The 25,402-nt window shown below is 73.0% G+C and carries 24 protein-coding genes; 13 read left to right on the top strand and 11 right to left on the bottom strand.

Annotation, left to right across the window (positions count from 1 at the left end):
• The first annotated feature begins 61 nt into the window (after nucleotides 1–61).
• Both BDZ31_RS11170 and BDZ31_RS11165 read left to right on the top strand, forming a co-directional pair.
• Nucleotides 62–1,495, top strand: a complete 1,434-nt coding sequence (locus tag BDZ31_RS11170; RefSeq protein WP_343075570.1) for an ammonium transporter — start codon at nucleotides 62–64, stop codon at nucleotides 1,493–1,495.
• Entirely contained in the window at nucleotides 1,492–1,863 is a 372-nt protein-coding gene (locus BDZ31_RS11165) for a P-II family nitrogen regulator (RefSeq protein WP_183342008.1), read from the top strand. The genes BDZ31_RS11170 and BDZ31_RS11165 overlap by 4 nt, the downstream gene beginning before the upstream one ends.
• A gap of 48 nt (nucleotides 1,864–1,911) precedes the next feature.
• Here BDZ31_RS11165 and BDZ31_RS11160 read toward each other — a convergent pair whose 3' ends face one another.
• The 5 genes from BDZ31_RS11160 to BDZ31_RS11140 form a co-directional block, all read right to left on the bottom strand.
• Nucleotides 1,912–2,922, bottom strand: a complete 1,011-nt coding sequence (locus tag BDZ31_RS11160) for an ABC transporter substrate-binding protein (protein WP_183342006.1) — start codon at nucleotides 2,920–2,922, stop codon at nucleotides 1,912–1,914.
• Entirely contained in the window at nucleotides 2,919–3,701 is a 783-nt protein-coding gene (locus BDZ31_RS11155) for an ABC transporter permease (RefSeq protein WP_343075569.1), read from the bottom strand. The genes BDZ31_RS11160 and BDZ31_RS11155 overlap by 4 nt, the downstream gene beginning before the upstream one ends.
• Nucleotides 3,702–3,783: 82 nt before the next feature.
• The gene (locus BDZ31_RS11150; RefSeq protein ID WP_425492726.1) at nucleotides 3,784–4,497 is read right to left on the bottom strand and encodes an ABC transporter ATP-binding protein; all 714 of its coding nucleotides are present in this window, start codon (nucleotides 4,495–4,497) and stop codon (nucleotides 3,784–3,786) included.
• A gap of 174 nt (nucleotides 4,498–4,671) precedes the next feature.
• Nucleotides 4,672–6,075, bottom strand: coding sequence for a VWA domain-containing protein (locus BDZ31_RS11145; protein ID WP_183341999.1), 1,404 nt, complete (start codon nucleotides 6,073–6,075; stop codon nucleotides 4,672–4,674).
• A complete protein-coding gene (locus tag BDZ31_RS11140) occupies nucleotides 6,044–6,955 on the bottom strand; it encodes an AAA family ATPase (protein ID WP_183341997.1) in 912 nt (303 codons plus the stop codon). The genes BDZ31_RS11145 and BDZ31_RS11140 overlap by 32 nt, the downstream gene beginning before the upstream one ends.
• A 62-nt stretch (nucleotides 6,956–7,017) precedes the next feature.
• Between BDZ31_RS11140 and BDZ31_RS11135 the strand changes: the two genes are divergently transcribed.
• From BDZ31_RS11135 to BDZ31_RS11115, 5 genes are all read left to right on the top strand, one after another.
• Entirely contained in the window at nucleotides 7,018–7,176 is a 159-nt protein-coding gene (locus tag BDZ31_RS11135; RefSeq protein ID WP_183341995.1) for a hypothetical protein, read from the top strand.
• A 110-nt stretch (nucleotides 7,177–7,286) separates the two neighbouring features.
• Entirely contained in the window at nucleotides 7,287–8,489 is a 1,203-nt protein-coding gene (locus BDZ31_RS11130) for a PspC domain-containing protein (protein WP_183341993.1), read from the top strand.
• Nucleotides 8,486–8,674: a hypothetical protein gene (locus BDZ31_RS11125; protein ID WP_183341991.1), complete on the top strand. Its 189-nt coding sequence runs from the start codon at nucleotides 8,486–8,488 to the stop codon at nucleotides 8,672–8,674. Before BDZ31_RS11130 ends, BDZ31_RS11125 begins: the two co-directional genes overlap by 4 nt.
• A gap of 38 nt (nucleotides 8,675–8,712) precedes the next feature.
• Nucleotides 8,713–10,026, top strand: coding sequence for an ATP-binding protein (locus BDZ31_RS11120; RefSeq protein ID WP_221242987.1), 1,314 nt, complete (start codon nucleotides 8,713–8,715; stop codon nucleotides 10,024–10,026).
• Nucleotides 10,023–10,724 carry a response regulator gene (locus BDZ31_RS11115; RefSeq protein WP_183341988.1) on the top strand — a complete coding sequence of 234 codons (702 nt, stop codon included), beginning with the start codon at nucleotides 10,023–10,025 and terminating at the stop codon, nucleotides 10,722–10,724. Before BDZ31_RS11120 ends, BDZ31_RS11115 begins: the two co-directional genes overlap by 4 nt.
• A 24-nt stretch (nucleotides 10,725–10,748) precedes the next feature.
• Here BDZ31_RS11115 and BDZ31_RS11110 read toward each other — a convergent pair whose 3' ends face one another.
• Both BDZ31_RS11110 and BDZ31_RS11105 read right to left on the bottom strand, forming a co-directional pair.
• Nucleotides 10,749–11,729 carry a hypothetical protein gene (locus BDZ31_RS11110; RefSeq protein WP_183341987.1) on the bottom strand — a complete coding sequence of 327 codons (981 nt, stop codon included), beginning with the start codon at nucleotides 11,727–11,729 and terminating at the stop codon, nucleotides 10,749–10,751.
• A 39-nt stretch (nucleotides 11,730–11,768) separates the two neighbouring features.
• A complete protein-coding gene (locus tag BDZ31_RS11105; protein ID WP_183341986.1) occupies nucleotides 11,769–13,184 on the bottom strand; it encodes a D-glucuronyl C5-epimerase family protein in 1,416 nt (471 codons plus the stop codon).
• A 147-nt stretch (nucleotides 13,185–13,331) separates the two neighbouring features.
• Between BDZ31_RS11105 and BDZ31_RS11100 the strand changes: the two genes are divergently transcribed.
• Both BDZ31_RS11100 and cax read left to right on the top strand, forming a co-directional pair.
• Nucleotides 13,332–14,375, top strand: coding sequence for a LolA-like protein (locus BDZ31_RS11100; RefSeq protein ID WP_183341985.1), 1,044 nt, complete (start codon nucleotides 13,332–13,334; stop codon nucleotides 14,373–14,375).
• A 132-nt stretch (nucleotides 14,376–14,507) separates the two neighbouring features.
• The gene (gene cax / locus BDZ31_RS11095) at nucleotides 14,508–15,647 is read left to right on the top strand and encodes a calcium/proton exchanger (protein WP_343075568.1); all 1,140 of its coding nucleotides are present in this window, start codon (nucleotides 14,508–14,510) and stop codon (nucleotides 15,645–15,647) included.
• A gap of 51 nt (nucleotides 15,648–15,698) precedes the next feature.
• Here the strand turns inward: cax and BDZ31_RS11090 are convergent, their stop codons facing one another.
• Nucleotides 15,699–16,016, bottom strand: a complete 318-nt coding sequence (locus tag BDZ31_RS11090) for a hypothetical protein (protein ID WP_183341984.1) — start codon at nucleotides 16,014–16,016, stop codon at nucleotides 15,699–15,701.
• A gap of 277 nt (nucleotides 16,017–16,293) precedes the next feature.
• Between BDZ31_RS11090 and BDZ31_RS11085 the strand changes: the two genes are divergently transcribed.
• Nucleotides 16,294–17,460, top strand: coding sequence for an acyl-CoA dehydrogenase family protein (locus BDZ31_RS11085; RefSeq protein ID WP_183341983.1), 1,167 nt, complete (start codon nucleotides 16,294–16,296; stop codon nucleotides 17,458–17,460).
• Between the two features lie 69 nt (nucleotides 17,461–17,529).
• Here the strand turns inward: BDZ31_RS11085 and BDZ31_RS11080 are convergent, their stop codons facing one another.
• The gene (locus tag BDZ31_RS11080; protein WP_183341982.1) at nucleotides 17,530–18,531 is read right to left on the bottom strand and encodes a hypothetical protein; all 1,002 of its coding nucleotides are present in this window, start codon (nucleotides 18,529–18,531) and stop codon (nucleotides 17,530–17,532) included.
• 144 nt (nucleotides 18,532–18,675) lie between these two features.
• Between BDZ31_RS11080 and BDZ31_RS11075 the strand changes: the two genes are divergently transcribed.
• From BDZ31_RS11075 to BDZ31_RS11065, 3 genes are all read left to right on the top strand, one after another.
• On the top strand, nucleotides 18,676–19,131 hold the full coding sequence (locus BDZ31_RS11075) for an SRPBCC family protein (RefSeq protein ID WP_183341980.1): 456 nt from the start codon (nucleotides 18,676–18,678) through the stop codon (nucleotides 19,129–19,131).
• Nucleotides 19,132–19,212: 81 nt separating this feature from the next.
• The gene (locus BDZ31_RS11070; RefSeq protein ID WP_183341978.1) at nucleotides 19,213–21,186 is read left to right on the top strand and encodes a 3-hydroxyacyl-CoA dehydrogenase/enoyl-CoA hydratase family protein; all 1,974 of its coding nucleotides are present in this window, start codon (nucleotides 19,213–19,215) and stop codon (nucleotides 21,184–21,186) included.
• A gap of 1 nt (nucleotide 21,187) precedes the next feature.
• The gene (locus BDZ31_RS11065) at nucleotides 21,188–22,003 is read left to right on the top strand and encodes an SIR2 family NAD-dependent protein deacylase (RefSeq protein WP_183341975.1); all 816 of its coding nucleotides are present in this window, start codon (nucleotides 21,188–21,190) and stop codon (nucleotides 22,001–22,003) included.
• On the opposite strand, the gene BDZ31_RS11060 is transcribed toward BDZ31_RS11065, so the two are convergent.
• Nucleotides 22,000–22,836 (bottom strand): serine/threonine-protein kinase, encoded by an 837-nt coding sequence (locus BDZ31_RS11060; protein ID WP_183341973.1) that lies wholly within the window; start codon nucleotides 22,834–22,836, stop codon nucleotides 22,000–22,002. The two genes, BDZ31_RS11065 and BDZ31_RS11060, sit on opposite strands and share 4 nt — an antisense overlap.
• A gap of 73 nt (nucleotides 22,837–22,909) precedes the next feature.
• A complete protein-coding gene (locus BDZ31_RS11055) occupies nucleotides 22,910–25,402 on the bottom strand; it encodes a lytic murein transglycosylase (protein ID WP_221242986.1) in 2,493 nt (830 codons plus the stop codon).

Raw genomic sequence — 25,402 nt, 5'->3', positions numbered from 1 at the left:
TCTCGCCCCCCTCCCGAGCGCAGGATTTGCGAGGCTCGCAATCAATTCAGGAGGGTCTGCAGTGCCTACATCCCGTCTGGGGCGTGCCGCGGCGCTCGGCGTGCTCGTGTCGCTTCTCCTGCCAGCGTCCGCGCTCGCACAAGAGGGACCGACCGTCGAGAGCCTCGCCGGTGAGCTCAACACCACTTGGATCATGGTCGCGGCTTGCCTGGTCTTCTTCATGCAGGCTGGCTTCGCCTTCCTCGAGATCGGCCTCTCCCGCGGCAAGAACGCCGGCATGGGCATCGCCAAGATCCTCGTCAACTTCTCGATCGCGTCGCTGATCTGGTGGGCTGTCGGTTATGGCCTCGCCTTCGGCGGCACCGCGACGTTCTTCGGCGACTCCGGCTTCTTCATCGGCCACGGGACGAACCTGGCCGGCAGCGAAGTCGACTCGGCGACGCTCGGCCACTTCGCCTTCCAGCTGATGTTCCTCGGCGTCTCGCTCGCGATCGTCTGGGGCTCGACGCTCGAGCGGATCAAGTTCGGCGCGTACATCGTCTTCGCCGTCGTCTTCTCGGCCGTCATCTACCCGCTGATCGCCCACATGGCGTGGAGCGGCGGCCTCCTCTCGAGAGTCGGCTCCGGCGTCCAGGACTTCGCCGGCTCGTCGGTCGTCCACCTCACCGGCGCGACGGCGGCGCTGGCGGCGGTCGTCTTCCTCGGCCCGCGCAAGGGCAAGTACGGCCCCGACGGCAAGCCGCGCCCGATCCCGGGCCACAGCATGCCGCTGCTCGGGCTCGGCGTCCTGATCCTGTGGCTCGGCTGGTTCGGCTTCAACGGCGGCTCGACGCTCGGCACCGGCGGCAACGCCTTCGCCGAGGTGATCGCGGTCACCAACATGGGCGCGATCGGCGGCGTCCTCGGTGCGACGCTGCTGATCTGGCTGGTGTCGAGAAAGCTCGACGTCGGCATGATCGGCAACGGCGCGATCGCCGGCCTCGTCGCGATCACCGCCCCGGCCGGCTTCGTCGAGCTGTGGGCGGCGCCGATCATCGGCTTCGTCGGCGGCCTGATCGTCGTCGCGGGCGTGCTGGCGATCGAGCGCAAGCTCGACGACCCGGTCGGCGCGCTCTCCGCCCACGGCCTCGCCGGGATCTGGGGCACGCTCGCCTGCGGCCTCTTCACCTCCGAGCGGCTCGCCGCCGTCGGCGAGCCCGGCCTCTTCTACGGCGGCGGGCTGGAGCAGCTCGGCGTCCAGGCCGTCGCGGTCGTCGTCACCTTCGCGGTCGTGTTCGGCCTCTCCGCGATCACCTTCGCGGTCATCAAGGCGACGATCGGCCTCCGCGTCAGCGAGGAGGAGGAGGATGCCGGCCTCGACATCACCGAGCACGGCATGTACGGCTACCCGGAGCAGTTCATCCCCGCCCCTGAGCTGATCGGCGTCGGCTCGTCGCGCCCGCAGGCCGCGACCGCCGCCGCCCCGGTCGGCAGCACCTCGGAGGTCCCCGCATGAAGCTCGTCGTCGCCTACATCCGGCACGAGGCGTTCGAGCCGATCCGCCTGGAGCTGCTCGAGCTCGGCTTCCCGTCGCTGACGATCATCGAGGTGAAGGGGTCGGGCCGCCAGAAGGGGATCACCGAGCACTACCGCGGATCGTCGGTCACCAACTACCTGCGGCCGAAGGTCAAGCTCGAGTGCGTGGTCGCCGACGGCGACGCGCAGACGATCGTCGACACGATCCTGAAGCACGCGCGGACGGGCTCGATCGGCGACGGGAAGGTCTTCGTCATCCCGGTCGAGCAGGCGTACCGCATCCGCACCGGCGAGTCCGGTGAGGAGACCCTCCAGATCCACCCGGACGCGGCGGCCGCCGCGAGCTGAGCTCGCGGCGGCTGGGGCGCCGCGGTGCGGATGCGGCGGTGGGGGCCGTCAGCCGCTCTGTCCGGCGAGGAACTCGTTCGTGATCGCCGCGGCGCCCGCGTTCGGTCTCTCCGACAGGAGCCTCTGCTCATACATCCAGGCGCCGTATCTGTCCCAGTCGCGCGGCTCCTGCCAGCCGAACGGCTTGCTCGTGTCGCTGGGGAAGAAGACCGGCAGCGACGCTCTCACGCTCGCGAGCGCGAAGCCGGCGTCGAGGTCGGGGTTGGCCTGCACGAGCGCGTCGGTCGCCGCCTGCGGGTCGGCTCTGGCGGCGGCGTAGCCGCGGCCGAGCGCCTGCACGAAGGCGCGCACGAGGTCGCCCTGCTCGCCGACGAACTCCTTCTCGCCGGCGAGGATCAGCTCGTTGTAGGTGGGAACGCCGAGCTCGTCCATTCTGAGGATCGTCGGGTTTCTTCTCTCGCGCTGGAGCTGGACGCCCTCGACGTTCCAGAAGGCGCCGAGCGTCGCGTCGACTCTTCTCGACAGCATCGCCGGCACGAGGTTGAAGCCGACGCTGGTCTCCTTGACGGAGTCGGCCGGCAGCCCGGCGGCATCGACGATCGTTCTCAGGTACGCGCTCTGGTACGGGATCCCGGCGGTGCCGACGCGGCCGCCTCTGAGGTCTCTCGGGCCTCTGAACCCTCTCTTCAGCGACACGAGCGAGGTCAGCGGGCGCTGCGCGATCGCCGCGACGGAGACGAGCGGGGCGCCCTTGTCGCGTGCGATCAGCAGCTCGGGCTCGTAGGAGATCGCGAGGTCGACCTTGCCGGCCTGCAGCAGCTTCAGCGGCGCGGCGGGGTCGGAGGGGGTCACGACTCTCACGTCGATGCCCGCCTCGGCGAAGTCGCCGTTCTCGAGCGCCGCGTACAGCCCGACGTGGTCGGGGTTGGGGAGGTAGTCGAGCATCAGCGTGATCGAGCGCGTCGCGGCGCCGGCCGTCGTCGTCTCCTCCTTCTCGCCGCAGGCGGTCAGGCCGACCAGCGCGGCGACCGCGGCGGCGAGGGCAAGGGCGCGTTTCATCGAGAACGTCCTCCTCTTGATTCGAAGGCCCACGGCAGCGCGATCCGCTCGGCCAGCGAGAGCAGGCCGAACAGCGCGATGGCGAAGGCGGACAGGATCAGCACGGCGGCGTAGGCGCGCGCCGTGAGCATTTGCGGAACGGCCTGCTGCACGAGGTGGCCGAGCCCCTTGTCGGAGCCCGACTGCTCGGCGAAGACGGCGCCGATGACGGCGACCGCGACGGCGATCTTCGCGCCGCTGAACAGCCCCGGCAGCGCTGCCGGCGCCTCGACGAAGCGGAAGGTCCGCAGCCGTGAGGCGTCGAGCGTGCGCATCAGCCGGCGCTGCTCGGGGTCGACCGCGGCGAGCGCGTCGAGCGTCGTGACGGCGATCGGGAAGAAGGCGATCAGCGCGATGATGACGAGCTTCGGCGCGATCCCGAAGCCGAGCCAGACGACCAGCAGCGAGGCGAAGATCGGGATCGGGACGGTCTGCGAGGCGACCAGCAGCGGGTAGACGGCCCGTCGCAGCGTGGGGGAGAGGTGGATCGCGACCGCGCAGGCGAGCCCCGCGACGGCCGCGACGACGATCCCCAGCAGCACCTCGCCCGCGGTCACGGTGAAGTTGTCCCACAGCAGCGCGCGGTCCTCCCACAGCGCCTGCGCGATCTCGTGCGGCGCCGGCAGCAGCAGCGAGTCGACCTCGCCGCTGGCGGCGTACAGCTCCCACGCGGCGACCAGGACGATCACGATCGCCAGCGCGGGCAGCGCCCCGCCGACCCGGCGCAGTCCGGAGCTCACAGGACGACCTCCCCTGGAAGCGCGAGCCCCTGGGCGAGCGCTTCCGACGCGACCCGAGGCCGCAGGCCGAGCGGTCGCGCGCTCACGTCGCCGCCCCCAGCGCCTGCAGCGCCCGCTCGCGCAGCGCGACGACGGCCGCGTCGGTGCGGCGTCGCGGCCGCGCCAGGCCGACTGGCAGCGTCGCGACGGCGCGGCCCGGGCGGGGCGACATCACGACGACCTCGTCGGCGAGCAGCACCGCCTCCTCGACGTCGTGGGTGACGAGCACGACGGTGCGCGGCTCGGCCGCGAGCGTCTGCGCCAGCCACGCCTGCACCTCCTGCCGCGTCAGCGCGTCGAGGGCGGCGAACGGCTCGTCGAGCGCGAGCACCGGCTTGCCGGCCAGCAGCGTGCGCACGAACGCGACCCGCTGGCGCATCCCGCCCGACAGCGCCGCCGGCCGCGCCGACTCGAAGCCGGCGAGGCCGAAGCGCTCGAACCACGGCCGCGCCGCGGCGCGGGCCCGCTCGCGGCCGACGCCGCGCGCCCGCAGCGCGAGCGCGGCGTTGTCGAGCGCGCTCGCCCATGGGAGCAGCAGGTCGCGCTGGGGCATCAGCACGGCCGGATCGGCCGCGACGGTGCCGGCGTCGGGCTGCTGGAGGCCGCAGATCAGCTCCAGCAGCGTCGACTTCCCGCAGCCGCTGGCGCCGACGACCGCGACGACCTCGCCCGGCCGCGCCCGCAGGCTCATCCCGCGCAGCGCCTCGACGGCGCCGCGCCGCCCGGCGAACGAGCGGCTGACGTTCTCCACACGCACGCCGATGTGCGCTGAAACAGGTCGAGGCTCCTCAACGGGAGCCTCGGTGACTTCTGGCATTGCTCCCTCCGCGGGCATTACCCCACAGGTTCGAAGGGTCAGCGCCGGGCTCGCTCTGGGCGCTATCTCAGCCGGCCTTCCCGCCAGCCCCCCTGTATGTGGACAGCGCGCAGCTTAGCGCGCGAGGTCGGCGGCAGGCCCCGTGAGGGCCTTCACGAACTCCTCGAGCTGGGCGGTCGTCCAGCACTCGAAGGCGGTGCAGTGCTGCTCGTAGGTGGCGATCACGGAGTCGCCGTAGTTCCAGTAGAGCTTCGGCTCGGGGTTGAGCCAGAAGGTGCGGCCGGCCTTCGCGGCGATCGCGGCGAAGAGGTCGTCGCGCGGCGGGCGGCCGTTGGTGCGGGCGTCGCCGAGCACGATCACCGTCGCGCGCGGGTGGAGCTGGTCCTCGACCTCGGCGAGGAACTCGCTCCAGACGCGGCCGTAGTCGGTGTAGCCCGACACGTCGGCGACGCCGGCGTCGCGCGATATCGCCTCCGAGGCGGCGTGGAAGTCGCGCTCGCGCTCGAACACCTCGGTCACCTCCGAGATCCGCTCGATGAAGACGAACGAGCGCAGCTTGCGGAAGGAGTCGTGCAGCGCGTGCAGCACCGAGAGGAAGAAGACGCTGGCGGAGGCGACGCTGGTCGAGACGTCGCAGAGCACGAAGATCTCGGGCCGCCGCGGGCGCTTCGGCCGGTATCTGAGCACGACCGGCACGCCGCCGGTCTCCAGCGACGCGCGCATCGTGCGGCGCACGTCGACGTGGGCGTGGCGGTTGCGGCCCTTTCTCTCGTGGCCCTGCGTCGCGAGTCGGCGCTTCAGCTGCGCGACGACCTTGTGGACCGCGGCGAGGTCTTGGATCGGCCCGCCCGGCAACGTGCGGTCGAGGTCGCTCAGCGGCCGTGCCGGCGGCAGTCTCCTCGTCCGCTCGACCAGCGCCCGCTCGAGCTCCCGCCGCAGCTGCTGCTCGAAGCGGCGCAGCTGCTCGCGCGGGATCCCGTCGCGGCGCGGGTCGCCCTCCGGCAGCTCCGGCTGCGGCTCGGCTCTCAAGCCCAGCTGGCGGCGGATCCGCTGCACGTCGACGCCGATCACGCCGGAGCCGTCGCCGCGGTCGCCGAAGGCGGCGATCGCCAGCCGCGCGAGGTCCTGCAGGCCGCCCTCGCCGCCCTCCTGCAGCGCCTGCGCGATCTGCTGGCGCAGCTGCTCGAGGTCGAGCTGCTCGGCGCCGTCGAAGCCGGCGCCCTCGACGACCTCGCGCCGCGCCGCCTGCTCCTCGGCGGCGCGGAAGAAGAAGCGGTCGAAGACGAGGTCGAAGACGCGCCGGTCCTCGGGCGACTTCGCCAGCGTCGTCGCGAGCGCCTCGCGGAAGTCGACGCGGTCGGTCCAGGCGACCTCTCTCAGCGCCGCGAAGGCGTCGAGCAGCTCCGAGGTGCCGACCGAGACCTGCTCGGCCCGCAGCTGCTCGGCGAAGCCGATCAGCTCCGCGTCGAGGCCGCCCGGGCCCCGCTCAGCGGGTCGGGATCGTTCCGGCGGCGCCATCGGGCGCAGCTCCGCCGAGCCTGACGCCGACGCGCGCGGCGACCAGCTCGAGGTCGGTGCGGTGCTTGACGATCACGCTCATCGTCTGGCGGAAGATCTCGCCGTCGAGGTCGTCGGCGCCGAGCAGCAGCAGCGCCCGCGCCCAGTCGATCGACTCGGCGATCGACGGCGGCTTCTTGAGGTCGAGCTCGCGCACCTCGTGGACGATCTCGACCAGCTTGCGCGCGACGGTCTCGCTCAGCTCGGGGGTGTGCAGCCGCACGATCTCCAGCTCGTGGCCGGCGTCGGGGTAGTCGACCCACAGGTAGAGGCAGCGGCGCTTGAGCGCCTCGGTCAGCTCGCGCGAGTTGTTGGAGGTCAGCAGCACGACCGGCTGCGTGCGCGCGTCGAAGCGGCCCAGCTCGGGGATCGAGATCTGGAAGTCGCTCAGCAGCTCGAGCAGCATCGCCTCGAACTCCTGGTCGGTCTTGTCGATCTCGTCGATCAGCAGGACGACCGGTCTCTCGGAGGCGATCGCGGTCAGCAGCGGACGGCGCAGCAGGAACTCCTCGCCGAAGATGTCGTCCTGCACGGCCTCCCAGCCGGTGCCGGAGGCCTCGGCCTGGATTCGCAGCAGCTGCTTGCGGTAGTTCCACTCATACAGCGCCTTCGCCTCGTCGAGGCCCTCGTAGCACTGCAGGCGGATCAGCTCGCGGTCGAGGTACTTCGACAGCGCCTTCGCCAGCTCGGTCTTGCCGACGCCGGCGGGACCCTCGACGAGCACCGGCTTGCCGAGCTTCGTCGCGAGGTAGGAGACGAGCGCGGTCGCCTCCCCGGGGAGATAGCCGACCGAGCGAAGCCCCTCTGAGACCTGCTCGACGGATGTGGGCTCGATCGTCATGCGACGGCGAATGATAGGCGTCCGCGACCGCGCCGCCTCCGGCATGGGATGATCCGCCGCCGATGGACCCCGAGTTCGCCCCCTACCTGATCGGCATCGTCGTCGGCTTCGCCGTCGGCGGCTTCGGGCATCTGATCAAGTCCAACGCCCTGATCGCGACGGGGATCGGGATCATCTTCCTCGTCGCGGTGCTGATGCCGCTGCTGCGCGTCGGCGAGTAGCCCCGGGGCCTCCGAGGGTCGCCCCTTAGGGGCGATTCCCAATAGGCGGCGGGCGTCGCGGGCGGCAGCATCGAGAGCGTCCAGAACCGACGCCGAAGGGGTTGACCGACGTGACGACCGAGACGACAGGGAGCCAGCCGCAGGGCGCGTCGCAGCCGCTGCCCCGCCGGCGGCTCGAGCGCAGCAGGGGAGACCGCGTGATCGCCGGCGTCTGCGGCGGCCTCGCGCGCCATCTCGGCGTCGACCCGGTGCTGGTGCGGATCGTCGTGCTGGCGACCGTCGTCTTCGGCGGCTTCGGCGTCGTCGCCTACCTCGCCGCGTGGCTGATGGTGCCTGAGGAGGGAGCCGAGAAGCCGCTGCTCGGCGGTGCACGGCCGAGACAGACCGCGCAGGTCGCGATCGTGATCGGCATCGCGCTCGCCGCGGTCGGGCTGCTCGGGGTCTGGGCCGACGCCGGCCTCGTCTTCGGCGGCTGGCCGCTCGTGCTGGTGCTGTTCGGCGCGGCCGTCGTCTGGTTCGTGATGGAGCGCGACCGCGACGACGCCGGCGCGCCGGCCGGCACGGGCGCCGCCGCGGCAGCCGCGGGAGGCGAGGGCGCCGCCGGCGACCTCCCGGGCGGCCTCGCCGACGGCGCGACGCCGGCGCCGGAGCGGCGGCGCGGCTCGTTCGCGGTGACGGCGATCACCGCGGGCGCGGTCTGCGTCGTCGTCGGCATCGTCGGCGCGCTCGACGCGACCGGCGCGGTCGACCTTGGCTGGGGCGGCGTCGCCGCGCTCGCGATCGTCGCGACCGGCGTCGCGCTCGTCGTCAGCTCCTTCTTCGGCGGCGCGCGGGCGCTGGTCCCGCTCGGGATCGTGCTGGCGCTGCTGCTCGGCGGCACCGCCGCGGCCGGCGTCAGCTTCAACAGCGGCATCGGCGAGCGCGACCATCGCGTGCTGCACGGCGACGACCTGCGCGGCCGCTACGAGCTTGGCGTCGGCCACCTGCAGCTCGACCTGCGCGGCATCGAGCTGGCGCGCGGGACGACCCGCGTCGAGGCCGACCTCGACGTCGGCATGATCGAGATCGTCGCCGACGACGGCCGCTTCCTCGACGCCGGCGGCACGCGGACGCGTCGGGACGGGCAGGCATCCGGCGGCGTCGACGTGAAGCGCACGATCGTCGTCGGCGACGGCGACCGCCGGCTGGAGATCGACGCCCACGTCGGCGTCGGCGTCATCGCCGTCGGCGACCGGCCCGGCCAGGACGACGACTGGGAGTGGTCGCAGCGGACGCTGCCCGGCTCCGGCCCGTTCGCGGGGGTGCTGCGATGAGCGGGCGCGAGCCGCATCTGCCGTCGCTGGTTACCGGCCTCGGCCTGGTCCTGTTCGGGGTCGCGCTGCTGCTCGACGCGCTCGACGAGGTCGATCTGTCGGCCGGCGCCGTCGCTCCGGCGCTGCTGGCGCTGATCGGCGCGGCGCTGCTCGCCAGCGGCCTGCGCGACCGCCGCCGGCGGTGAGCCCGGCGGTCACGCGGACGCGTGGGATCATGAGCGCGATGTCGGAGCACCGAGCCCGACCGCCGCTGCGCCGCCTGCCGGACGAGGGCGCGATCGCGGGCGTCTGCACCGGGATCGCCCGCCACCTTGGGGTGCCGGCGCCGTACGTGCAGGTGGCGATGGTCGTGCTCGCCGCATTCGGCGGCGTCGGCATCGCGATCTACGCGCTCGGCTGGGCGCTGCTGCCGGTCGAGGCGGGCGCGGCGGCAGGCGGCGGCTGGCGCCTGCGCGACCTGCGCGGGAGCGGCCTCTCGCGCGAGATCGCAGGCGTCGCGCTGCTTACGCTCGCCGGCCTGCTGGCGCTGCGCGAGCTCGGCCTGTGGCTTGGCGACGAGCTCGTGTGGCCGCTGCTGCTCGGCTCGACCGGCGTCGCGCTGATCGTGCGCCAGGCCGACGAATCCGCCGCCTGGACGCCGGCGGAGCTGCGCCACCCGCTGCGCGGACTGCGCGACCGGCTGCGCGGCGATCGCGGCGCCGACGGCCGGCGCACGGTGCTCGGCGCGGCGCTCGTCGCGGCGGCCGCCTACGTGCTGCTGCGCTCGACCGGCACCGCCCAGGCGGTCGGCAACGCGATCGGCGGCATCGTCGTCCTGGCCGCCGCCGCGGCGCTCGTCTTCGGCCCGTGGCTCGGCCGCATGGCGCGCTCGCTCGCGGACGAGCGGACCGAGCGGATCCGCTCGCAGGAGCGGGCCGAGGTCGCCGCCCACCTGCACGACTCGGTCCTGCAGACGCTCGCGCTGATCCAGAAGCGGGCGTCGGACCCGCGCGAGGTCGCGAGCCTCGCGCGCCGCCAGGAGCGCGAGCTGCGCAGCTGGCTGAACGACCGCCCGGCGAAGCCGGCGGGGGAGAGCGTCGTCGCGGCGCTGGAGGAGGCGGCGGCCGAGCTCGAGCGGCTCCACGGCGTCCCGGTCGAGGTCGTCGCGGTCGGCGACTGCCCGCTCGACGAGCGCACCGCGGCGCTCGTCGGCGCGGCCCGCGAGGCGATCGCGAACGCGGCCAAGTTCGCCGGCAGCGAGCAGATCGACCTCTACGTCGAGGTCGGCGGGCGGAGCGTCGAGGCGTTCGTGCGCGACCGCGGGGTCGGCTTCGACCCGTCCGCCGTCCCGGCCGACCGCCGCGGCGTGCGCGAGTCGATCGTCGGGCGGATGGAGCGCCACGGCGGCCGCGCCGTCGTCCACAGCGCGCCGGGGGCCGGCACCGAGGTCGAGCTGACGGTCGAGCGGGCGGCCTCCCCGGAGACGGCCGGCGGCGGGGCGCCGCCGACGCAGGCGGCGCGGCCCGGCGGCGCCGGAGCGGCGGGAGCGCCGTCGTGACCCGCGTGCTGATCGTCGACGACCACGCGCTCTTCCGCGCTGGCGTGCGCGCCGAGCTCGGCGCGCGGGTCGAGGTCGTCGGCGAGGCCGACGGCGTCGAGGAGGCGGTCGCGGCGATCGCCGCGCTGGCGCCCGACGTCGTCCTGCTCGACGTCCACATGCCCGACGGCGGCGGCGTCGAGGTGATCCGCCGTGCCGCGCCCGGGCGCCCGCAGGTCCGCTTCCTCGCGCTGTCGGTCTCCGACGCGCCCGACGACGTGATCGCCGTGATCCGCGCCGGCGCGCGCGGCTACGTGACGAAGACGATCGCCGCCGACGAGCTGGTCGAGGCGGTCGAGCGGGTCGCCGACGGCGACGCCGTCTTCTCGCCGCGCCTGGCCGGCTTCGTGCTCGACGCCTTCGCGGCCGGCGGCGACGGCGGCGGGGTCCCCGCGTCCGGCGCGGCGTCGACGGCCGGCGGCACGGGCGCCGCGGCAGCGGCCGATCCCGAGCTCGACCAGCTGACCCAGCGCGAGCGCGAGGTGCTGCGCCACATCGCGCGCGGCTACCTCTACAAGGAGGTCGCGCTGAGGCTGGGGATCTCGGTCAAGACGGTCGAGGCGCACGTCTCGGCCGTGCTGCGCAAGCTGCAGCTCTCCAACCGCCACGAGCTGAGCCGCTGGGCGGTCGAGCGGCGGCTGCTCGACGGCGAGGAGTAGGACCGCGCGACGTCGGCCGGCCGCTCAGCGGTCGTCGAACAGCCGCTCGGCCTGCGGGTTCTCGCCGCGCCGCGCGCGCCGCTCGTCGTAGCGCTCGGTCGGCGGGTCGAGCCGTTCCGTCGGCGGGTCGGGCAGCCGTTCCGTCGGCGGGTCGGGCAGGCGCTCGGTCGGCGGCTCGGGCAGGCGCTCGGTCGGCCGGTCGCGCAGTCGCTCGGTCGCGGGCGGAGGCGGGAGCGGGGTGGAGGAGGTGCGTCGGCGCGGCCGCTCGCCGCGGTCGCTCGGCGCGGGCGGCGCGGGCGCCGCGGCTGGCGCGGGACGGGCGCGGCGGCGCGCCGGACGGCTGCGGTCGGCATCGGCCGGCGCCGGCTCGGCCGGCAGCGGGCGCGTCAGCTCGGTCCCGGGCGCGGCGCTCGCGGCGCGGCGCCGGCGGGCGCGCTGCTCGGCGTCGACGAAGTCGGGGCCGTCCTCGGCGTCGCCGGATGCCGAGCCCGGCTCGGGCCGGTGGGCGGCGCGCATCCGCGTGCCGGCGAGCGTCAGCAGGCCGGCGGCGCCGAGCGCGAAGAAGATCCCCCACTGGATCCCGACGTTGCCGACGCCCGAGCCGCTCACGTCGGGCTTGTCGAACAGCCGCCAGACGAGCAGCAGCACCACCCAGCCGCCCGCGATCGTGACGATCGTGCCGTCGCCGCCGGGCAGGTGGAAGGCCCGTCCCTCGGCGCGCGCGAACAGCAGCGCGAGCACGGCGATCGCGACGAGCAGGACGGCCGCCTCGACGAACGAGAAGACCCCGAAGGCCGTCAGGTCGTTGCCGAGCAGCCTCCCGCCGGTTCTGTCGTTGACGACGGCGTTCAGCTGGTACCACGGCAGGAACATCGTCACGAACAGCAGCAGCGAGGCGAACGCGGCGAGGCGCTCCTCGGGCACGAGCGTCCGCCACGCGCGCGTGACGCGGGTCAGCACGGCGACGTCCCGATCGAGGTCTGCGGCGCGGCGTCGGACACCCACCCGATTCTACGCGGGGGCGGGCGCCGGCGGACGGCGCCGCTACGTTCTCGCCCTGCCGAGGACGGTCAGCGTGAAGGTCTCGCGCCCGTCGTTGCCCGCGAGGTCGGTGCCGGTCAGCACGACGTCGTAGGTACCGGGCGTCGAGGGGACCTTCCAGGCGTAGCCGTGCGGCCCGCGCGAGACGGTCGCGCTGGTGCTGAGCGACGTGGCGCCGGAGGGGGTGCGGATCGTCAGGCCGACCTTCGAGATCTTCGAGACGCGGAAGCGCACGAGCGTCTGGGCGCCGGCGCGGACCCGTCTGGTGATCAGCTGCAGCGTCGGCGGCTCCTTCAGGTAGCGCGAGAACCGTCTGTCGGCCTCGCACCAGAAGGCGATTCTGCTGCGGTCGCAGAGGTTGCCGATGAACTCGGTGACCAGCTCCTGGTAGCCGAGGTCGGCCTCGCTGCCGCCGACCTGGTAGAGCGACCAGGCGCCGGTGTCGCTCGCGGCGAGGTCGAGCCGCGCCTGCCGCTCGCCGGCGCGGAACAGCCGGCGGGCGCGGGCGTCTCTGGAGATCGCCCAGTAGTCGTTGAGACCGACGAGCGTCTGCACGAAGCCGTTGAGCACCTGCTGGCTCGGCGCGTAGGAGTACAGCAGGAAGCGCCGCCCCGCGTTCGTCTTGACGCCGACGCCGGCCGGCGCGCCGACCCCGAACAGCCGCACGCCCTTCTTCGCGGTCTCCAGGTAGGCCGGCTTGCGCAGCAGCTGGGAGGCGCGCGCGTAGACCTGCAGGCCGGTCGCCTGCGCCATCGCGCTCGCCCACGGCGGCTTGCCGCCGCCGAAGTAGAAGTAGTACTCCCAGGCGAGCGCGCCGCCGCGCGTCGAGGCGAGCGCCCTCATCTCGTCGAGCAGGTTGCCGAGCTTGTCGCGATCCTTCGACATCCACAGGCCGTTGGCCTTGCCGAAGGTGCCGAGCACCTGCAGCTGGATCCCCTCGCCCGGGTAGTACTGCCAGACCAGCTCGCTGTCGTTGAACTCGACCCGCTGGCCGTAGCTGAGCAGCCGCCCGCTGGTCCACCATTCGCGGTTGCGTCTGAGCGTGAGGAAGGCGGCCGGCAGGCGGCTGGCGGTGAGGTTGCCGCTGCTCGCCATGTGGCTGGTGTTGTTGAGCACGCTCTGGATCGCGGCGCCGCGGGTGCCGCCGAGCCGCGCCGCGGTCGCGACGGCGTCGTCGAGCGTCCTCTTGTGGCCGTTGTAGACGGCGCGGGTCACCTGTCTGCGCTTCAGCAGGCCCCTGAGCGCTCTCGTGACGTTGCGCTGGGCCGTCCGCCGCAGCCTCGGCGTGGTCGTCGTCGCCGCGGCTCGCGCCTGCGGGCCGCCGTACGCCTTGCGCAGCGCGGGCAGCTCGCCGAGCGGGCTGTTCAGCGGCGGCAGCGCCGGGTCGTTCACGCGGCGCACCGTCCCGTCGCGGTCCATCGACAGCACCGGCGCGGCGACGGCGGAAGCGGAACTCGAAAGCAGTGCACCTGCGACGATGCATGCAGACAGCAAGCGCAGGGGAGGCACGCGGACGAGTGTTACGCCCCGGCCGACCCGCCGCCACCAGTGAGAAGGAGATTGCACGTGACCCATCGTGCCCCGCAACACCGAGCACGCGCGATTGTCGCGCTGCTGCTCGCCGCGATCGCAGCGCTCACGCTCGCCGCGTGCGGCGGCGACGACGACGGCGGCAGCGGCGGCGGGGGCGATTCGGCCGACGCGCGGACGCTGCTGAACGACACCTTCACCGGCACCAAGGACGTCAGAAGCGGCAGAATCTCGCTCTCGCTCGCGGTCGACGCCGGCGGCCAGGCGTTCTCGCTCGGCCTCGCGGGCCCGTTCGAGAACGTCGGCGACGACGCCTACCCGAAGTTCGACCTCTCGATCGACGCGAGACTCGGCGCCCAGGGCAGCTTCACGGCCGGCGCCGTCTCGACGAGCGACAGACTGTTCCTCGAGGTCGAGGGCAACGCCTACGAGCTGCCGGCCGAGCTGCTCGAGAGCGCGCAGAGAAGCAGAGATCCCGCCGGCAGACTGTCGATCCCCGACCTCGACCCGCAGAGCTGGATCGACGATCCCGAGGTCGCCGGGGAGGAGAGCGTCGGCGGCGCCGAGACCTACCACATCACCGGCGAGGTCAACGTCGCCGCGCTGCTCGACAGCATCGACAGAGTGCTGGCGGAGGCCGACAGACAGGGCCTCTCCGGCGTGACCGGGGGTGAGGTGCCGAGATCGCTGCCGGCCGACACGCGCGCCGACATCGAGGAGGCCGTCAGATCGGCCGAGGTCGACGTCTGGACCGGCAAGGACGACAAGACGCTGCGCAAGCTGCAGGTCGATCTCGTCGTCGAGCCGAGAGACGACAGAAGAGGCACGGTCTCGTTCGTGCTGGAGCTCGCCGACCTCAACGAGCCGCAGTCGATAGCCGCGCCCGACAGAACGCGGCCGTTCGACGAGCTGCTCGCCGGTCTCGGCGCGCTGCTCGGCAGCTCCGGCCTCGACGGCCTCGGCGGCGCCGACAGCGGGAGCGCGACGCCGGAGGGCGCCGGCGACTACGCCAGATGCATCGCCGACGCGGGCGCGGACGTCGAGAAGGCGCAGGAGTGCTCCAGACTCCTCGGCGGCTGACGACCCCCGCCTGAATCCGCGTGGGGCGGCTCCGCTGCGGAGCCGCCCCGTCGTGCGCACCACCGCTTACGGCCGCTCTCCGGCCGTTCGCCGCGGGGTCTGACCGGCGCCGCGCCGGGGTAGCTTCGCCCTGTGACGGGCGCAACCTCCGGTCGACGTGCCGGCCCGCGGGCGTTCCTGCTGTCGAGCGACGGCTGGCCCTACCTGCTGGTCCCGTTCATCCCGCTGGCGATCGTGCTCGACCTCGCCGGCGTCTCGGCGGTCGCGATCTTCTTCGCCTCCGCGCTCGGGGTGATCCCGACCGCGGCGCTGATGGGCCGCGCGACCGAGGAGCTCGCGGCCCGCTCCGGCCCGGGGGTCGGCGGCCTGCTGAACGTCACATTCGGCAACGCGCCGGAGCTGATCATCGCCCTCTTCGCGCTGGAGAAGGGCCTGCACGAGGTCGTCAAGGCGTCGTTGACCGGCTCGGTGATCGGCAACATCCTGCTCGTGCTCGGGATGTCGATGTTCGTCGGCGGCCTTGGGCGCGAGAAGCAGGAGTTCAACCGCGTCGCCGCGGGCGCCCAGTCGTCGATGCTGCTGCTGGCCGCGGTCGCGCTCGTGATGCCGGCGATCTTCGAGGGGATCAACGGCTCCGGGCTGCCGAGCCCGGGGGCCGAGCGGGTCGCCTACGACGGTGACGTCGAGCATCTCTCGCTCGTCGTCGCGCTGGTCCTGATCGCCTCCTACGGCGCCGGGCTGGTCTTCTCGCTGAAGACCCATCGCAGCCTCTTCAACCCGCCGCACGAGCCGGACGAGGAGGAGGCGCAGCCGTGGAGCGTGCGCAGATCGGTCGGGGCGCTCGCGCTCGCCGGCGTCGCCGTCGCGGTGATGTCGGAGATCCTCGTCGGCTCGATCTCCGAGGCGGCGACCTCGATCGGCCTGACCGAGTTCTTCGTCGGCGCGATCGTCGTCGCGACCGTCGGCAACGCCGCCGAGCACTGGGTCGCGGTGCTCGTCGCCCACAAGAACAAGATGGACCTGTCGGTCAACATCGCGATCGGCTCGAGCGCCCAGATCGCGCTGTTCGTCGCGCCGGTGCTGGTCCTCGTCTCGTTCGTGCTCGGGCCGGGGCCGATGCCGCTCGTCTTCAACGGCTTCGAGCTCGGCGCCTTCCTGCTCGCGGTGCTGATCGCCAACCACGTCACCGCCGAGGGCGAGTCGACCTGGTTCGAGGGGGTCCAGTTGCTGTGCGTCTACGCGGTCGTCGCGCTCGCCTTCGCGTTCGCGTGACGACGACGCCGATCGGCGCGGGCCGCGCCCGTGCGCGGCCGCCCGCGGGCGCTACTCGCGCCCGACCTCCTGGTCGTCGTCCTCGAGCTCGTCGACGACCTCGTCGCCGTCGTCGGTGATCGCGTTGGCGGCGCCGGCGTGGTAGGTGACCTGGAAGCGCTCGAGCAGCTCGTCGCGTTCGGCCTCGTCGATCGGCGACTCGTCGGAGACGAGCACCCAGTCGGCGCCCTCCGCCTCCTCCATGTTGAAGACGGCCTGGTCGATCTCCGGTGAGTCGTCGACGACGACGAGCACCTCGGTCTGCGGGTTGAAGTAGGTGCCCGGGCGGACGAGCAGCTCGTCGAGCTCGAAGCGGCGAAGTTCAGCCATGTCGGCAGCGTACCCCGCCGGTCGGGCGGTCAGCCGCCGGCTCGCGCTGCCGACCGCGGTCGCGCCGCCGCTCGCGGTCGCGGCGGTCGTCACCGTGCTGACCCGCGCCCGATCGCCGCCGCCACGGCGGATCCGGCCCGCCGGCCTCGGCTCTCTGTTGTTCCGTCGCAGGGCGTCCGCTACCCTTGCGCCAGTCGTTGACTGACCAGTCAATCTGCTGTCCGCAAGCGTCGGAGTCACGCACGCGGAACACCGCACCGCTTCAAGGAGCAATCACGTGGTCGATTTCACGCTCACCGACGAGCAGAAGAACCTGCGCGAGATGGCGCACGACTTCGCCAAGAACGAGATGCGTCCGGTCGCCTGGGAGTACGACAGGGACGGCACCTGGCCCGAGGAGATCATCAAGAAGGCCTGGGAGCTCCAGCTGATGAACAACCACATCCCGGCCGAGTACGGTGGTGTGGGGCTCGGCTACCTCGACGGCTGCATCATCGAGGAGGAGCTCGCCTGGGGCTGCTCCGGCATCCAGACCTCGGTCGGCTGCAACGGCCTCGCGACCGCGCCGCTGATCCTTGGCGGCTCGCACGAGCTGAAGAAGGAGTACCTCGGCCGCCTGACCGAGGAGCCGCTGCTCGCCTCCTTCTGCCTCACCGAGCCCGACGCCGGCTCCGACGTCTCCGGGATGAAGACCACTGCCGTCAAGAAGGGCGACAAGTGGGTCATCAACGGCTCCAAGTGCTTCATCACCAACGGCACCTACGCCAACTTCTACACCGTCTACGCGAAGACCGACAAGGACGCCGGCCACCGCGGCATCTCGGCCTTCATCGTCCCGCGTGACGCGGGCGTCGTGGTCGACAAGAAGGAAGACAAGATGGGCCAGCGGGCCTCCAACACCGCGACCATCACCTTCCCCGAGGTCGAGATCCCCGCCGACCACCTGATCGGCGAGGAGAACAAGGGCTTCAAGCTCGCGATGATGACGCTCGACCGCACGCGCCCGGGCGTCGCCGCGATGGCGACCGGCATCGCGCGCGCCGCGATGGAGTTCGCGATCGACTACTCCAAGGAGCGCGTCCAGTTCGGCGTGCCGATCGCGATGCACCAGGCGATCCAGTTCATGATCGCCGACATGGCGACCGAGGTCGAGGCGAGCCGCCTCCTCACCTGGAAGGCCGCCACGCAGCTCGACAACGGCGAGCGCAACACGCTCGTCTCCTCGCATGCGAAGCGCTTCGCCGCCGACACCGCGATGAGAGTGGCGACCGACGCCGTCCAGATCTACGGCGGCTACGGCTTCATCAAGGAGTACCCGGTCGAGAAGCTGATGCGCGACGCGAAGATCATGCAGCTGTACGAGGGCACCGCCCAGATCCAGCGCCTCGTGATCGCCCGCGAGACGCTGCTGCCGCGCCGCGCCGAGGCACCCGCCGCCGCGTAGCGCCGCCTTTCCCACGCTTGTGTGGTGAACAAGGCCCCGGGGCGCCGCCCCGGGGCCGTGCTTCGCCGGTCAGCGGAATCGGACGAGGTAGGTGCGCGCGTCTGCCGGCGTGAGGATCGCGTTGCCGTAGAAGCGCACGTGGACCCGCAGCTTGCTCTTGCCGCGCGGCGGCACCGCGCGCATGCGGAGGCGGTAGCTGCAGTGCCCGCTGGCCAGTCTCATGCGGCGGTGGGCGACGGTCCGTCTGCCGTTGGTGAAGCGGACGCCGACGATCCCGTTGCAGCCGTCGGCGACCGAGACGCCCTCGGCCAGCCGCAGCACGCCGCGGGTGATGAAGTACGGGTGCGAGCGGCGCTGGCGCGTCGGCTGGGTGCGGGCGCCCAGCCGCGCAGGCGGGAAGGGGCCGGTCGTGAAGGTCGTGTCGGGCCCGACGACGGTGCCCCTGCGGTTGGAGGCGATCGTGCGGAAGTGATAGGTCGTCCGCGCCTGCAGCCCGCTCAGCGGCACTCTGACCGAGACCGGCTGGACGCCGGCCGGCACGGTTGCCGCGAAGGTCTCGGCGCCGTACGCGTTCGTGGTGCCGAACTGGAACTTGTAGGTCGTCTGCGCGCCGCCGGGGTTGAGCAGCGCCGTCAGCGTCACGCTGTTGGCGTACGGCGCGAACGGCGCGGTGCCGAGGATCGCCGGCGGGGTCGCCGGCGGCAGCGCCGTTCTGAACGTGCGGTCTCTGCCGACGGTCGTCCCGTCGGCGTTGGTCGCGACGATCCGGTAGTGGTAGACCGTCCCCGGCGCCAGCCCGCCGACGCGGACGCTCACGTCTCTGCCGCCCGTCCCTCTGCCCGCCGAGCGGTTCGGCGTCTGCTGGCCGTACGTCGCCGACGTGCCCCACTGGAACGAGTAGGTCGTCGGCGTGCCGTGGGGGTTGACGGTGCCGCGCAGGGTCGCCGCCGTCTGTCTGACCGTGCCGGCCGTCCGCGTCGTGACGGTCGGGCTCGCCGCCTGCGCCGCGGTCGCGAACGCCGCGGTCGCCGCGACCGCCGCGACGGCGACGTGCGCCACTCGTCGTTGCATCTGTGTCGGTCCTCCAAGCTCCGGGTTCCGGTCCCGCGCTGCTCGAACACCCGCGGAAGGGACGAGTTGCGGCTGCCGGCTCTGCGAACATCCCTGCCCCGTGCGCCGATTCCGCATGCAGAGCAGCGTCGAGGGCAGCGTCTGATGGGGAAGGCGCGCGCCGCGCTCGAGCTGGGCTCGACGGCCGCCGCGGTCGAGGGGCTGTGGGCCGACCCGGCCGGCTGGGGAGCGTTCCTCGACGGCTTCGAGCGCGTCGTCGAGCTCGACCCCGACTGGCCCGAGCCGGGCGCGCGGCTCGTATGGGAGTCGCATCCCGGCGGCCGCGGCCGCGTGACCGAGAAGGTCCTGCGCCGCGAGCCCGGCGCGGAGCTGGTCGTCGAGCAGCAGGACAGCCAGCTCAGCGGCGTCCAGCGGCTCGCCTTCGCGCCCGTCGACGCGGCGGCGGACGGCCGCGCGCGCGTCGGCGTCGCGCTCGAGCTCGACTACGCGCTGCTGCGCAGGAGCCCGTTCATGGTCGTCGCCGACCCGCTGTTCGTACGGCGCGCGCTGCGCGACTCGCTGCGGCGGACGCTCGAGCGGCTCGCGCGCGAGCTGGGCTGATCCGGCCGGCCCGCTCCTGGGGTTCCGAGCGCGCGGCCGTCCATACAATCGCCTGCGATCCAAATCCGAGGAAGGGCAAGCATGTTCGTGTTCAAGGCCGCGGTCGTCGGGGCCGGCACGATGGGAGGGGAGATCGCGTACACGATCGCCTCGGCAGGCATACCCGTCGTGTTGAAGGACGTCGACCAGAGATTCGTCGACCAGGGGCTGGCCAAGGCCCGCTCGATCTGGCAGGGCCAGGTCGACGCCGGCAAGCTGGCGCCGGAGGCGGTCGAGGAGCGCCTCGCGCTGATCTCCGGCACGACCGACTACGACCTGTTCGGCGACGTCGACTTCGTGATCGAGGCCGTCCCGGAGCAGATCGAGCTGAAGCAGACGGTCTTCGCCGAGTTCGACGACGTCACGCCCGGCCATGCGATCCTCGCCTCCAACACCTCGGCGCTGCCGATCAGCGAGATCGCCGAGGCGACCAGCCGCCCCGACCGCGTCGTCGGCTTTCACTACTTCTACCCGGCGTCGGTCATGCGGCTGATCGAGGTCGTCGAGGGGATCGAGACCTCCCCGGAGACGACGCAGGCGGCGATGACGTTCGCACAGGCGATCCGCAAGAGCGCGATCCGCTGCGACGAGGCGCCCGGCTTCGTCGTCAACCGCATCCTCAACAGCTCCTTCGGCGAGGTCTTCCGCTTCCAGCAGGAGAGCGGCGCCTCGATCGCGGCGATCGACAGGGCGATGACCGACGCGAGAGCGACCCCGATGGGCCCGTTCTTCCTCGTCGACCTGCTCGGCCTCGACACCGTCGGGCACGTCGGCCGCTACCTCAACGACAGCTTCGGCGACCGCTTCCCGCTCCACGAGGGCATGCTGGAGCGGATCGAGCGCGGCGAGCTCGGCGCCAAGACCGGCACGGGCTTCTACGAGCACGGCGGCGGCGCGCCGACCCCCACCGCGCCGGCGGGCGACGCCGAGATCGACGTCGCCGAGGTCGTCGACCGCTTCCAGCTGAAGGCGCTGGTCGAGGCCTGCCTCGTGCTGGAGGAGGGGATCGCCTCCACGAAGGACATCGACACCGGCATGATGGCCGGCGCCGGCGTGATCCCGCCGCCGTTCGCGCGCGCCGACCAGGAGGGGCTCGACGCCGTCCTCGCGCGCCTGGAGCAGGCGCAGGAGCGGTGGGGCGAGCACTACGCGCCGCCGGCGATCCTGCGCCGCCTCGTCGCCCAGGGGCGGCTCGGGGCCAAGAGCGGCCAGGGCTTCTTCGCCTACCCGCGGCCGGACGCCGGCTGGGAGGAGGGGCCGATCAAGCTCGAGACGCGCGGCGCGGTCGCGATCGCGTGGCTCGCCAGCCCGCCGGCCAACTCGCTCTCGCCGACGGTGATCGGCGAGCTGCGCAGAGCGTGGGAGCAGGTCGACGGCGACCCGTCGCTGCGCGTCTTCGTGCTCGCCTCGGCCAACCCGATGCTGTTCTGCGCCGGTGCCGACCTGAAGGCGTTCGCGAAGATGGACGAGGCGGCCGGCCGGGCGCTGCTCGACGACGCGCACGAGCTGCTGCGCTCGTGGGAGCGCAGCTCGACCGTCACGATCGCGGCTGTCAACGCGCTCGCGTTCGGCGGCGGCTGCGAGATCGTGATGGCCTGCGACGTGCGGATCGCCGCCGCCTCGGCCAGCTTCGGCCAGCCCGAGGTCAACCTCGGCATCATCCCCGGCTTCGGCGGCACCCAGCGGCTGCCGCGGCTCGTCGGCGAGGCGAAGGCGAAGGAGATGAACCTCGTCGGCGACCCGATGTCGGCCGAGGAGGCATACGAGTTCGGCCTCGTCAACCGGCTCGTGCCCGACCACGAGCTGCTCGACACCGCGCTCGCGTGGGCGCGGAAGCTCGCCGGCCAGGCGCCGCTCGCGGTCGAGCAGATCAAGCGCGTCTCCGCCGTCCCCGACATCGACGACGGGGTCGCGGAGGAGAAGAAGGGCTTCGCGATCGTCTTCGCCTCCGCGGACGCGAAGGAGGGCATCGGCGCCTTCCTGCAGAAGCGCGCCCCGAGATTCCAGGGGAAGTGAGATGAGCGGCGCGGCGGGCGGCTTCGAGGCGGCGGGAGCCGAGCCGGCCGCCGCCGTCGCGCTGCTCGCCGAGCGGGTGCGCGCCGCCCGCTCGGTCGTCGCGCTGACCGGCGCGGGGATCTCGGTGCCGTCCGGGATCCCCGACTTCCGCACGCCGCGGACCGGCCTGTGGGAGAACGTCGATCCGATGGAGGTCGCGCACATCGACGCCTGGCGGCGCGACGCGGCGCGCTTCTGGATGTTCTACGGCGACCGCTTCCAGTCGCTGCGCGACAAGCGGCCCAACCGCGCCCACGAGGCGCTCGTCGAGCTGGAGCGCCGCGGGCTGCTCGACGCGGTCGTGACGCAGAACATCGACCGCCTCCACGAACGCGCCGGCAGCGGCGCGGGACGCGAGGTCGGCGGGGCCGAGCTGATCGAGCTGCACGGCACGATCGCCCACTCCTCGTGTCTCTCGTGCGGTCGCCGCTATCCGCTGGACGACGTCCAGCGGCGGCTGGATGAGGACGTGCAGGGGGTGCCGCGCTGCGACTGCGGCCGCCCGCTCAAGCCCGACGTGGTCCTGTTCGGCGAGCTGCTGCCGCCGGAGGCGTTGGAGCGGGCGCAGACGCTCGCGCTGCGGGCCGACCTGCTGCTCTGCATCGGCACCTCGCTGGAGGTCTATCCGGTCGCCGAGCTGCCGTCGCTGACGCTCCGCGCCGGCGGCGAGGTCGCGCTGCTCACCCAGGGCCCGACCCGCTTCGACCGCGACGCGGTCGTCAAGCTCGACGGCGACGTCGTCGCCGAGCTCGACGCCCTGCTCACGGCGCTCGGCTAACCCTCCGTCTCGATCAGGGTGCGGGCGCGCAGCGCCGCCTCCAGGCGGCCGAGCGCGCGCTCGAGCGTCTCGCCGGCGTCGGGGCCGAGCACGCCGGCGATCGCCGCGTCGCCGAGGCCGTCGACCTCGCCGGCGAGCTCGCGCAGCTGCTCGAGGCGCTCGGACAGCCGCGCGCCCTGCGGCGTCGCCGGCAGCTCGTGGAGCGCCGCGTCGAAGGCCGAGCGCAGCTCCAGCGCCGCCTCGCGCAGCTGCCCGTGGTCGAGGTCGTGGCGGGCGCGCAGCGCGAGCTCCTCGCAGGCGAGCGGACGCGAGCGGCCGCCGAGCAGCGCGGCGAGCCGCTCCTGCGGGCGCAGCGCGACGCTCCGTCTGGGGCGGCGCTCGGAGCCCGGCAGCGGCAGCTCGCGCGCCTCGCTCCAGCGGCCGTCGGCGACCTGCTCGCCGGCCCCGACGCCGACGCGGGCGACGAGCGCCTGGCCGAGATGGGGGAGCGGCACCCCGGGGTCGGCGGCGGCGATCCGGTGGGCGCGGACGAGCCGTCCCAGGTCACCGAGGCCGTCGCGCGCCGTCTCCTGGTCGGCGGCGGCCAGCCAGCGCTCGGCTTCGGCGGCGTCGGCCGGCCGCGCGTCGATGATCGTGACGCGGCTGGTCGCGACGGGCGTCGGGTCGGGCTCGGGCGCGACCTCGCCGCGTCCGCGGCGGCCGCGCAGCCAGCGACGCTCCGGCGCGCCGAGCGTCGCGACGACGATCACGTGGCTGGCGTCGGACGCGCCGGGCGCGCGCACGACGTAGCGGCCGTCGGCGGGACCGAGCGCCCACGGGAACTCGAACTGCACGAAGCGGAACAGCTGCTGCGCCCGCTCCGTGCCGCCGGCCGCGCGCGACGGCGCGCGGCCTCCGGATCCTGCCTTACTCGCCGTCTCTGTCCCTGATCGCGTATCTCGACGGTCTCAGCGGCACGACCGGGTTCTGGATGCCGCTCAGCTGGCGCATCAGCTTCGGCCACTGATCCGGTCTCATCAGGTTCCGGATCCGCGGCAGCTCGCCGTCCTCGCCGGCGGCGTGGAAGCCGACGTGGATGTGGTCGCCGTGGTCGGGCAGCGCGAGCGTGTTGTCGGCGTCCGGGTAGGTCATCAGGCTGATGATCTGGTGGGGCTTCATCGTCCCCTGCAGCGTCAGCAGCCGCCGGATCGTCATGTCGGTGATCGAGCCCTCGCCCTGGGTCGAGGGGGTGATCGTGATGCCGTTGATCGCGGCGATGTCCATCGCGCTGCCGCTGGAGTGCTCGGAGACGTTGCCGGAGCTCGTGAAGTAGCCGTGACCGCACTGGAGCGAGCTGATCGTCGGCTTCAGGCCGCTGGCGGCGAGGAACTCGATCGTCGCGAGGACGCGGCGGTCGACGATCCCGGCTCTGATGTCGTCGCGGCCGCACTGGTAGATCTCGACGTTCGGGTTGGCGAGCACCCGCGCCATCAGCTGCTCCTTGCTCATGAGCAGGATCTGGCCGATCGACGGGCTGCCTCTGCCGTCGCTGCCGAACAGCGCGTTCTCGTTGCCGGCCTTGTAGATCGCCGTCGACTCCAGCAGCTTCCACCCGTCGAGGATCGGCTTCGGGTCGATCCGCGGCGCGCCGCGGCCGGCCGGGCGGATCTGGAACTCGACGTGCGGCGCAAGTCTCTCGTCGGTCTTGTCGATGCGGCCGAGCACGGTTCCGGCGATCACGGTCGAGCCCTTCGCGAGCGGCTTCAGCACGTAGTCGTCGGGGTCGAGCTCGAGCGGGCCGGTGAAGTAGCCGTCGAAGGTCGTCAGCCGCTCGCCCATCTGCTGGATCTGGTGCTGGCCGCCGGCGGCGAACGCCTGCGGGCGCGACGGGTTCGCGAACAGCCGCTCCTTCTCGACCGCCGGCGCCGCGGGCGCGTCGGTCCCGGCTCTCGACTGGCGCTGCTCGGCGTGGCCGGCGCTGCCGCCTCTGGCGGCGGACCGACGGGCTCTGCCGCGCGCCTCGCCGGTCGCGGCCTGTCTCGTGCCGTCGCTGGCCGGCTGCGTCGGCGCCGCGTCTCTTCTCGGCTGCTCGATGTCGCTGCCGGCCGGCTGCTGGTCGCGCTCCTTCAGCACCGGGTGCTTGGCGGCGACCGAGCCGAGGTGGCTGTACGTGTAGCGGTTGCCGTAGACGTCCTGCAGCACGACGAAGCGGCCGAGCTGCTCGTTCTCGCCGAGCTTGACGATCGTGCCGTCGTTGACGGCGACGACCGGCGCGCCGCGTCTGGCGTAGATGTTGATCGAGCGCCGCTCGGCGTCGCCCTCGACGGTCACGGCGGCGTTGGAGCCGGCGACTCTTCTCGTCGCGCTTCTCGTGTCGATCGAGTTGGCGTACGTGGCGCGCGCGGCGACCGGGAAGCGGCCCTGCGTGAGGCCGGTGAGCGAGCCGACGAGATCGGCCGGCATGCCGCCGATCACTCTCGCGCGCAGCAGCACCGACTCGACGTACCAGTCGGCATGGTTGTACGCGAAGATCGCCTTCGGCAGGTCGGTCTCGGCGCCCGCGGCCTTGAGATAGCGCCCGGCGGCGAAGATCGCGTCGACCGGGTTGTACGGGTCCTTGATGCCGTCGCCGTTGGCGTCGACGCCGTACGCCTCCCAGCTGGAGGGCATGAACTGCATCCAGCCGAGCGCGCCGGCGGAGGAGACCGAGAGGTTGCGGCCGTAGTCGGTCTCGATCTCGTTGATCGCCGCGAGGATCTGCCACGGGACGCCGTACTGCATGCCGGCGGCCTGGTAGATCGGGAGCAGGAACGGCGGGATCCGGAACTGCTCGATGAAGAAGTTCGGCACGCCGCTCGGCGCGTCGAGCGTCGGCGCGACGGTGAAGCCGGGCGTGTCGGGCGTCGGCTGCGCGCCGTCGGTCTGCGGCGGCGTGTCGGGCGTCTCGCCTCTCGTGGCCGTGCCGTCGCGGTTGGCGTCGGTCAGCGCCGGGTCGTCGTTCGCGGCGCCGCGGCGGCCGCGGACGGCCTGGGCCGAACCCTCACCCTTCGCTTTACCCTTGCCCTTGCCTCTGGGCTTGACGACGCCGCCGACCGCGGAGGGCTGGGTCGTCGTCGGCGTGGTGCCGGTCGTGCCGGTGCCGGTCGGCGGGGTCGGGCCGGTCGTGGTGCCGGTCGACGGCGGGGTCGTCGTGGTCGACGGCGCCGTCGGGACCGTCGGGGTGGTCGTGATCGTCGACGGCGGGGCCGTCTGCGTCTGCGCCTGCGTCTGGGGCGCCGTCACGGCCGGCGGCTCGACGCTGCCGAGGTCGACGATCGAGACGACCGGGAGTCCGAGGTCGGGCAGGATGCTCTTGTCGATCGTCGTGCCGGGCGGGACGTCGACGGTCAGCGTCACCTGCTTGCCGCCGAGCAGGTTCAC

The sequence above is a fragment of the Conexibacter arvalis genome (assembly GCF_014199525.1).
Taxonomy (GTDB): Bacteria; Actinomycetota; Thermoleophilia; order Solirubrobacterales; family Solirubrobacteraceae; genus Conexibacter; species Conexibacter arvalis.
The sequence above is the reverse complement of the archived record's forward strand: the minus strand, read 5'-3'. Positions and strand labels throughout refer to the sequence as shown.